A 9,745-nucleotide genomic window follows, 5' to 3' on the forward strand; every position below is an offset into this window, starting at 1 on the left:
GCACTAGGATCTAAAATGTCATGACCGTGAACCCTTCCCGTGCGTAACGCGAAAACGCATCACGGGCAAATTCTAACTGCACGCCAAATTCTTGTGCCGTGTTCTCGACCTGCCATGCCTCGGCCTGGTTCGAACAGGCCCCCATCAAAATCCCTTGCTCCCGCAATTCAACCAGCATAGCCACGACCTCTTCTTCCGCATTCTCGAGAAGTTTGACGCCACCGGTAAACAAGAAGACTTCCACGGCATCAATTCCGTTGGCGTCCTTGGCTTCATGAATCCGTTTGGCCACATGAAGACCCGACATCACTTTCGCCTTTTGATCCCACCCTGATACAATAACAATCGCAATTTTTCCTGCCACCGAGCTCATCTTCTTTCACTGGAATGTGTGATTCATGTTTCCATATCAGTTTTATATAGCTATTTGGTTATCTGTCATGTGCGGTAAACGGCCCCTTTTAAGCGCTTTTTAGGGGAGCGTGAGTGAACAAGTGCTGGACAGCCAAATTGCCAGCGTTTGCCCAGTCTCACCGTCAGCCCTCTCGTTATTTCTCAGATCTCTTTCGTTTGCTCGACGAGCCAATCATGCAGTTTTGACCACCGCCGGTCCGACGGCTTGGCGTGGATAGCCATGGCGATGGCTTTGGGTTGTCCCACAATCACCACGAGCTTTTTGCCGCGAGTCACGGCCGTATACAGCAAGTTGCGACGCAGCATCAGATAGTGCTGGGTGGTGATAGGAATCACGACCGCTGGGTATTCCGAGCCTTGGGCCTTGTGAATCGTGATGGCATAGGCTGGCACGATTTCATCGAGATCATCAAACCCATAAAGCACATCACGGTCATCAATCCGAATTGTCATGGTCTGATCTTCGAGATGCATGGCACTAATCCACCCGATATCCCCGTTAAAGACTTCGCGCTCATAATTGTTGACCAGCTGCATGACCTTATCGCCTACCCCGTAGCGCCATCCAAAGCGCATCACACTTTGCTCGGTGGGGGGATTAAGACGCTGTTGCAAAAGCATATTAAGCTGACGTGCACCCGTATCCCCACGGTTCATGGGACAAAGCACTTGCACATCTCTAATAGGGTCGAGATGAAATTGCGCGGGAATGCGTTCTGCCACCAAGCGCACAATTTTCTCTGCTACCTCAGCCGGTTCGTGTGCGGGTACGACATAGAAATCTTGCAACAGTTCGGGGGAGGCATGGCCTAAAGGCATTTGCCCCTGATTAATGCGGTGCGCATTCATGACAATGCGGCTCGACGCTGCTTGTCGAAACACTTCGTGAAGCCGGACCGCAGGCACAGCCTGAGAGGTCAAGATGTCACGAAAGACTTGGCCAGGCCCTACCGAGGGAATTTGGTCCACGTCTCCCACCAGCAACACGCTAGCGTCTTGGGGAATCGCTTTCAATAAATGATGCATCAGGGTCACATCAATCATCGAACACTCATCGACGACAATGACATCGCCCTCCAGCGGCGTTTCTTCATTGCGGGTAAAGCGGCCTTCATGGGGATTAAACTGCAAGAGCCGGTGAATGGTCTGCGCCGCAATTCCTGTGGTTTCGCTCAAACGTTTGGCAGCGCGCCCGGTCGGAGCGCACAAAAGGGGTTGAACGCCTTTCGCGCGTAAGATGGTTAAAATGGCATTGACCAAGGTGGTTTTGCCCACCCCGGGTCCTCCGGTAATCACCAAGACCTTGGTTGATAGGGCTTGACGCACCGCTTCTTTTTGACTCTCTGCCAATGCAATCCCTAAGCGTTCCTCTGCCCACCAGGTAGCTTTCTCTGCGTCAATGCCAGCCCACGGCGGAGACCCGTGACTGAGAGTGTGCAAACGCTGGGCAATGGCGCGCTCCGCATAGGCTAAAGAGGCTAAAAACACCACCTGCCGACCTTGAGTGGGGGCAATGACCACCGTTCCCCTTGACGTTTCATGCGCAATGGCTTCCTCCACCAAGTCCGGAGGTACATCGAGCAGCGTCGCGGCTTGCGTCATCAAGTCCTCGGTAGGCAAGCCACAGTGCCCCTCTTGCGTAGCTTCCAACAAGGCAAAACTGACTCCCGCTTGCACCCGAATCGCTGCCGTTTTCGCAATACCTAAGTGTTCTGCAATGCGGTCGGCGCTTTTAAATCCGATTCCTCGGATATCTCGGGCCAGGCGGTATGGATTTTCTTGGACCGTGGCTATTGCGTCATCTCCATAAGTTTTAAAAATTCTCACCGCCTGAGCCGTCGACACGCCGTGCCCATGCAAGAACACCATAATCTGGCGAATAACTTTTTGATCTGACCACGCCTGGCAAATCCTTGCTACGCGCTTTGGACCAATTCCCGGAACCTCTCGTAGCCGATCGGGCGTTTGTTCGATGACCGTAAACACTTGCGTGCCGAATGCCTCAACCAGCCTTTGTGCATACACCGCGCCAATGCCTTTGACCATGCCTGAGGCTAAATATTTTTGGATCCCTAAAACGGTTTGCGGGGGAATAATGTGGAGAAGACGCGCACGAAACTGACGTCCGTATTCGCGGTCGACCACCCAGTAACCTCTCGCCATCACGCTTTCTCCCGGCGTGACCGCCGATGCTTGTCCGGTTACGGGCACCAAGTCCTTCAGTTCTGGAATTTTGACCTGCAAGACGCAAAATCCCGTCTCGGGGCTATGATACGTCACACGTTCAATTGTGCCTTCCAGCGTATCTTCCGCAGCAACCTGCGACTCCATCGCATCCTCCTTTATCCCTTTCTCATACGAGAAGACGTTGACACCCCAACGCACCTTATGTATTATTCATGAAGTCGAGAGTCCGACCATTTTGAGGTTATGCTGACACGAATTATTATCGCCAACAAGCAAATAGGCGACCTATGACTTTGAGTTCATAATGGTCAGTAACACACACAGCCACCCACTCGTTCTTCCAAAGGATATGACACAAAAGGGACTGTGAGGTCATTGCTAGCAAAGCTCGTACCTTGTAATGTCCAGCCCGCCATGCTTTCGCAATATGTTTTTCGATAGCTTCAACGGTTTTTACGCTGAAAAATAAGGAGAAAGAATTACGGTGCTAGCCTGAAGAGGATCAAAGGCTGGTTGTGTCACGGGGTTTCTAACATGCACCGTTATACTTGCGCACGACCATCCCTTCAGGCCATTACAACGGGGACCCCAACCGCATGTGTGTTGTTGTCAGTACGAATGTTCTTAAGGACATCTACCCTCAAACCTTCATCCATCCGTGGATCTCGCCGTGGTCTAGGATCTCCCTGTTTCAAACCGCTATTCCATTTGGCTCCTGTTTTTTGCCCCTAGGTCTTTAGCCTTTAACACATAAGAGCTGTTTCAGCTGATAAACAGGCTCTACGAGATCATGTTGGGCGGCCATCACGGCATCAATATCTTTATACGCTGCCGGAATTTCATCAACAATAGCGGCATCTTTACGACTCTCTACCCCTGCTGTTTGACTTTCGAGATCGGCTGTCGTAAAGCGGCGCTTGGCTTCGCCTCGCGACATCTGGCGGCCTGCGCCGTGCGAGCACGAAAAGTAAGAATCAGGATTGCCCTTGCCGCGCACAATGTAACTGTGAGTGCCCATACTCCCAGGAATAATTCCCCATTCGCCACGTCTCGCCGATACGGCACCTTTGCGCGTCACATAAGCTACCGATCCATCAATCGTCATTTCTTCAACATAATTGTGGTGACAATTGATGCTCTGCACGACCTCTGCGTGCTGCGGAAGAAAAGGCGCCACCGCGTTCCACAACAAACTCAACATCATATCCCGATTCGTCCGGGCGTAATCTTGAGCCCATGCCAACGCCGTAATGTACTGTGCAAATGACTCTGATCCAGCAACCAGCCAGGCAAGGTCTGGGTCGGGTAACGTATCGCCGCGTCCTTCGGATTCTTGACGCGCCAACTGGATTGCCACTTCCGCTAATACTTTACCGACGTGGCGAGATCCCGAATGCAGCATCAGCCACACCGTTCCCTCTTGATCCATTTGCACTTCGATAAAGTGATTACCGCCGCCCAATGTGCCAATTTGTTTCCACAAGACGCCTTGTGTCTCGTATTGGACTTTCTTGGAAAATTTTTGCGAAAGCAACAAGCCATGATACCGTTCCCGTAAAGTCCGAAGACGCTGTTCAAAGGTCTGATGGGTATCCAGAGACAAGACGTCGTCTAACACACGGTCATTTTTATGCGAAGCAAACCCGACAGGGATGGCCGCTTCAATGGCAGAACGCATCGAAGCCAGAGTATCCGGCAATTGGTCAACCGTAATGTTAGTCCGGATAGCAGCCATCCCACAACCAATGTCCACGCCCACTGCAGCTGGAATAATAGCGCCTCGCGTCGGTACCACACTGCCAACGGTGGCTCCCTTTCCCCAATGCACATCGGGCATAATCGCTATAGGCCCGGCTAAAATTGGCAACTGGGCCATCGTGACAATTTGCTGTTGGGCTTTTTCCTCGATCGGCAATCCGTCAATGGTCCACATGCGCACGTGGTCCAAGGCTTCCACCTGTCCCTTTCTGGTCACTAGCCACCCGTGGTCGAAGTGCTCCTCCTTGCGTTCCGGTTTCCAGTCTACCATAGACGACACAACACCGTGGTTGGCCATTCGTAGGTTAGTGCGCTTAGAAAACCAATCACCAGAAATAAGTTGAAGGCCGAACTATGCGGCAGATGGAAGTAAGGCAGACGCATGGGTCTGGGATGTCACGTCAACGGGAAACTTCCATAGACCACAACGGGCTATCATGCGATGAGCAAACGGCAGCGGATGATTGATTCATAAGGGGCTTTTCTATGGCCTCGCCTATCTCTTATAGAGGCCTGCTGCGCACAGTTTAGTACACGGCTCGCAGGCCTTCATGTGACTTTTGTTGGGCAACAACATTAAAACCGCCTTCTACAGACGCGGACGGGCACGGCTCCTGTGTAATCGGCGCGTCTAGGGGCCCGAATGCTACAGCAAATGACGCTACATATCTGAGACTTGCCGCGGTCGCCCACGCCAGTATGCCGCTGATATGATGCAAGTGGAAAACCTCAATGCACGACGACACAGCATGGCTCGTAATCCATATTAGGTCCAGCACGCCCTATAAAGAAAAAAGGTCTTAGAGCGGTCCTCTCTAAGGCCTAGGACACCTTGCGCAAGAATTCTTAGTCGAGCAAATCATTAATTTTCGACCCGGGATCCTTCTTTAACATGACAATGCCCATTATTAAGAGGTATAGCCACGCGATGAGAGAAAAACCCCGACCAAACGAATACTGCGCGAATTGAAGATGGCCAACTAAGGGCGCCTTGTTAATGCCAAACGGCAATGCCACCAATCCTGAGACAAAGTACATGGTCATGTTGTACGCCGTAAAGAGAATCGGCAATAGATAGTACCGGCGCAGCCCAAGTAGATACACCACTGCAATCAACCCGTAAGTTGCCGTTTCAATATCAATCCAGTACGAGACAATAGGGGTAGAGCCAGGGCTGGCAAACAAGTGCGCGGCAACGTCCACCAGCGCGAAAAATACCATCGATAACCGCAGCCAGTCGAGTCCTGGATGTTGTGGCGAAATAATGTGGGTCGCAGGCTCTTTGGCAGGATTCTTCATGGGATTCGTCATCACAGCCACATCCTTTCTTTTGGCAAAACCATAATGATTACAAAACAAGCATACTATCATGCCAACTTTGTGAAGTGGGTCACAAGGCCTGAGATCTCCAGACATCGGTCGCTAGGTCGAAGGTCTAATGGTCCCCCACTCTACGGCTGAAAGGCCTTACGGTTTATGGGCATCGGACGTCTTAGAAGCACCTATATCCATCAATGACGAGTAATGCGTTCAACTTATTAAGATAATACCAAACGGTCACACGCAAACCTACCACCAGCGCGTCTTGAATAGAGATTATCCATGGCTCCATGCATAATAAGGTATAATGGGACCATAGAATGGTGGGCTTTTCATTTTTTACAGCGTTTTCCGCCCGACACAAACGAACCCTTTGCACCCGTCCTTATGCCTCGCGCCATTTGTAGAAAACCGCACCACATACACACGTCTGGGTAACCGGACACGGCTAAGGCGTGAACACGACGCACACGGATTAGAAAAGGGGAGTGGTCTCAACGACAAGCGACAACCAGTACACAAGCGCAGAAGCTCCAGGCACCATGATGACATGGACAGCCGATCAAGAAGCGTTTCTTAACGTGCTTGAGCACACCAACTGGCAGCGCATTGCGCTCATTGCTCCAGCTGGGACCGGTAAAACCACCGTGCTCGAAGAATTCGCCAGGCGTTTGGGACGCGCAGCTCCCGTCCTCTTTCTGGTCTCCACCCACCAAACCAAAGCGTTGGTTCAAGACCACCTGCCAGCCCCCATTGCAGTCAAAACCTTTGCAGACCTCGCCCATGACAGTTTTCCTGGCTCCGACGAGGTGTCTTCCTGGAGCTTGCCGCAACTCCGTCAAGTGATTGCCCCACAGATTGACCAATTCGGCACCTTATATGCCGACGATGTCCAGCAATGGATTCGGGAGTACTGTCTCGTCCCGGGGGACGAGCCGTGGAGTACGTGGGCTCAAACCAAAGCCCATGCCTTCGATGGCCCAAGCGTCCATGAGCGCTTAACCGCGCTCATCTCCGATGGACAAGCTCTATGGGACGCCTGTGAAACTCAAGCCTTGCCGTATCTTTCCGAGATGTTGCTCAAACGCTTTGTACGTCAGCATCCCGTACATGATATCCCCTTCATTATTGTGGACGAAGCGGAAAATGCGGGGGTTATCTTTAAGCAGTGGCTGGCCATGCAAACGGCGCGCGAAATCTTAGCAGCAGACCCGACGGGTATCGAATCTAAAGACCCTACAGAGCCAAACCTTCTGCTTGACCTCCCCGTGGACCACGTCTTTACTCTGGACGCTTCCTTCCGCTTGGCGGATGGCGCTGCCGAACGCGCCACACGTATTATGAACTGGCGCACAAATCGCCCCACGCTCAAAGGTCTAGGCGCTTGTGAAGTCAAAGTCCAAGATAGCATAGTGGGAAGGCGGCCTTTAACGCTGATTGCCCGCTATAATATGAGCCTCCTCGAGAAAATGATTGATATCAGCATGGCGTATCACAGTACGTTTCTCTATTTCTATTGGGATGCCAGCGGCTTATGGCAAGACGTCAACAGCGCTTACCGGCTATGGGCCCGGGAACGTGGATTTAGTTGGACATGGCATGGCGAACGCTGGACCAACTATCATGAATGGCTGCAAAAAATGACTGTAGCCAAAAATTCGGAGGCCATAACCTTAGCTTCCCTTATTAAGAAACACGGCAGGCGCCTGCCCGTTATCATGCAGCAAGTCCAAAATCAGATTGTCGACACCATCGAACCGACGACCGTCGTTCTAACCACGGCGGAAAATGCTCGCGGGCGCGAGTGGGACATGGTACAAATCCTGGACGACTTTATTCCGCTGCCACAATTGAGCCTCGCATACAAAACGCGGCGTCAAACGCGTCAGCATGCGTTAAGCGCTCCGCGCGCGGCCTACGAGGTACAATTGTTGTATCTTGCCATGACCCGTGCCCGCCGCACCTTATGGATTCCCTCATCGGTTGATACCTGGCTACACCCTACCTGGCAAACGTTCTTTGACAACGTTTTGAGCGCCCAGCAGCGCGCTTTGTGGAACCTTCACGAAAATTACGAGCAAACTGCTGAACAGGTTGTGCAAGGAGGCAAATGGACCGCGGATGAGCTCGCGCGTGCTTGGGCTTTGATGCAAGAACACTGGTCACATTGGAGTGGAAATCAGCCTTGGCCCGGTGATGAAATTTGGGAGTGAATTGAAAAACCGAGCCGTCTGTGTCCTAGTCGGCTCGGTGGTTCTAAGCAGAGGTTTACGCATTCAATCCCAGTTGCGCCAGTAACGTCGCCTTCGGCAACGCTCCGACCACACGTCTGGTCTCTTTACCACCATCAAATCGTAAAATGGTGGGAATGCCTTGCACATTGAACCGGCGAGCCAGCCCGGGATTCTCATCCACATTGACTTTAGCCACCTGTACCGCATCCGGACGCTCTTCCGCTAATGCATCAAGCACAGGACTTACGCGTAAACACGGTTGGCACCATGGCGCCCAAAAATCTACCACTAACGGCTTAGTGGCATTGGCTGTTAACGCATCGAAGCTCTGCTCAGTGGCCGTAATCACGGCATTACTCATGTAAGCGACTCCACCTTTCCCCTTGCTCTCATAAACCAATTGACTGGTTTCTTTTACTATACGATGTATAGTATTTAGCCGTCAATCCTTCCATCGAACCGTGCCGATAGAGTTGTTCATCGCGTCCCCATAGAAGGCTACCTTTGTTAACCGACTCTTCATAGCTTGTTAACCCGATCATCGCGCCGCGATCATCATCGCTCGTTAGCTTTAAATGGAGAACACTGCCAACCATCAGACGACGGCTTATATACACCCTCACCATCAACGTTAAAAGCGAGCCCATATCCCATTCGAAGCTCGATGACACCTTATGAAAAATACGGATGATACTCCGTTTAAGCCCCTTGACCAGTCGCGCTTCAAAGCGTTTCACTGGCGATCCATGTTGACCACCGGCATGGGGGTTTTTACTGATGGTTATGACCTCTCTTCCATCGGCATTGTTCTCCCCTTAGTGCTCGCATCATTCGGATCAAGCACTTGATTGGCTGGGAATCTTCTCTGTTAGTCACATCGGCGTTGGCAGGGGCCGCCATCGGTGCCTTAATTTTTAGCGTACTGGCCAATAAAGGCCGCAAGACATTCAACGGCATCGACATGCTGTTGATGACGGTAGGCGGATTAATGCAAGCCTTCGTTCCGAATATTGGATGGCTGATCGTCGCCCGTATTATACTGGGAATCGGAGCTGGAGCCGATTACATTCTCTCGCCCCTCATTATGGTCGAACATTCCAATGCCAAAGACCGCGGTAAAACGGTGGCCACAGGATTTGGACTCATGTGGGGATTAGGCGCCATTTTAGCCTCACTCATCTATATGGCCGGTGTTCCGCACCCTCTTGTTTGGCGCATTGCGTTAGGCACCGGGGCTTTGCCCTCTCTGTCCGTGAAGTACCTGCGTCGGCGCGTTCCCGTAACAGCCCGCTATCTCGTCCGAATCGCGGGCGACAATGCCGCTGCCGAATCTGTCATTGCTAGCGTTGATCAATCCACCCACAACCACACCGCATGGGAAGAGTCCATGTTGCGGGACCAAAAAGGTTTTGGCTATTACTTCGCGACGCATGCCCGTGAATTCATCATCGCTTCGGTGCTGTGGTTTCTTTTTGACATCGTAGGCTATGCGGGGAACTTGTTTGGCCCCTCGCTGCTCGCTAAAGGTATTGGGCTGACCACCGGCACGTTTGGTTTGGTCATGTTTGCCGTGTTTTCGCTGCCAGGCAAAGCCTTGGCTATTGGGCCCATCGACCGCTGGGGCCGCAAGCCTCTGCAAGTGTGGGGTTCCGTAGGCTGGTTGCTCTCATCTTATTCATTACGCTGCACGGTCGCATTATCGCCTTTCCACTGCTCGGTTTGATGATTTATGGGGCATATACCGTTCTGATGGACTTATCCAAGTCTGATCATCGTTAGTCAATGGATCAAACGGAGCCACCTTCCTGTGTCATCATGCCACCGCTTCTTAG

At 52.0% G+C, this 9,745-nt stretch carries 7 protein-coding genes; 2 read left to right on the forward strand and 5 right to left on the reverse strand.

Going from position 1 to position 9,745, the window contains the following annotated elements; all coding sequences use genetic code 11:
- Positions 1-10: 10 nt before the first annotated feature.
- From CO251_RS02720 to CO251_RS02735, 4 genes are all read right to left on the reverse strand, one after another.
- A complete protein-coding gene (locus CO251_RS02720; protein ID WP_242968256.1) occupies positions 11-364 on the reverse strand; it encodes a hypothetical protein in 354 nt (117 codons plus the stop codon).
- A gap of 191 nt (positions 365-555) precedes the next feature.
- The gene (locus CO251_RS02725; RefSeq protein WP_103374279.1) at positions 556-2,745 is read right to left on the reverse strand and encodes an ATP-dependent RecD-like DNA helicase; all 2,190 of its coding nucleotides are present in this window, start codon (positions 2,743-2,745) and stop codon (positions 556-558) included.
- Positions 2,746-3,337: 592 nt separating this feature from the next.
- Complete coding sequence (locus tag CO251_RS02730; RefSeq protein ID WP_103374285.1) at positions 3,338-4,630, reverse strand: RtcB family protein; 1,293 nt, start codon at positions 4,628-4,630, stop codon at positions 3,338-3,340.
- A 575-nt stretch (positions 4,631-5,205) separates the two neighbouring features.
- Positions 5,206-5,670, reverse strand: coding sequence for a hypothetical protein (locus CO251_RS02735; protein ID WP_242968258.1), 465 nt, complete (start codon positions 5,668-5,670; stop codon positions 5,206-5,208).
- Between the two features lie 551 nt (positions 5,671-6,221).
- Between CO251_RS02735 and CO251_RS02740 the strand changes: the two genes are divergently transcribed.
- Positions 6,222-7,892 (forward strand): AAA family ATPase, encoded by a 1,671-nt coding sequence (locus CO251_RS02740; RefSeq protein ID WP_103374280.1) that lies wholly within the window; start codon positions 6,222-6,224, stop codon positions 7,890-7,892.
- Between the two features lie 55 nt (positions 7,893-7,947).
- On the opposite strand, the gene trxA is transcribed toward CO251_RS02740, so the two are convergent.
- Positions 7,948-8,274 carry a thioredoxin gene (trxA, locus tag CO251_RS02745; protein WP_103374281.1) on the reverse strand — a complete coding sequence of 109 codons (327 nt, stop codon included), beginning with the start codon at positions 8,272-8,274 and terminating at the stop codon, positions 7,948-7,950.
- A gap of 483 nt (positions 8,275-8,757) precedes the next feature.
- Between trxA and CO251_RS02755 the strand changes: the two genes are divergently transcribed.
- Entirely contained in the window at positions 8,758-9,636 is an 879-nt protein-coding gene (locus CO251_RS02755) for an MFS transporter (protein WP_158246143.1), read from the forward strand.
- The last annotated feature ends 109 nt before the right edge of the window (positions 9,637-9,745 follow it).

Source organism: Sulfobacillus sp. hq2 (genome assembly GCF_002903155.1).
Lineage (GTDB): Bacteria > Bacillota > Sulfobacillia > Sulfobacillales > Sulfobacillaceae > Sulfobacillus > Sulfobacillus thermotolerans.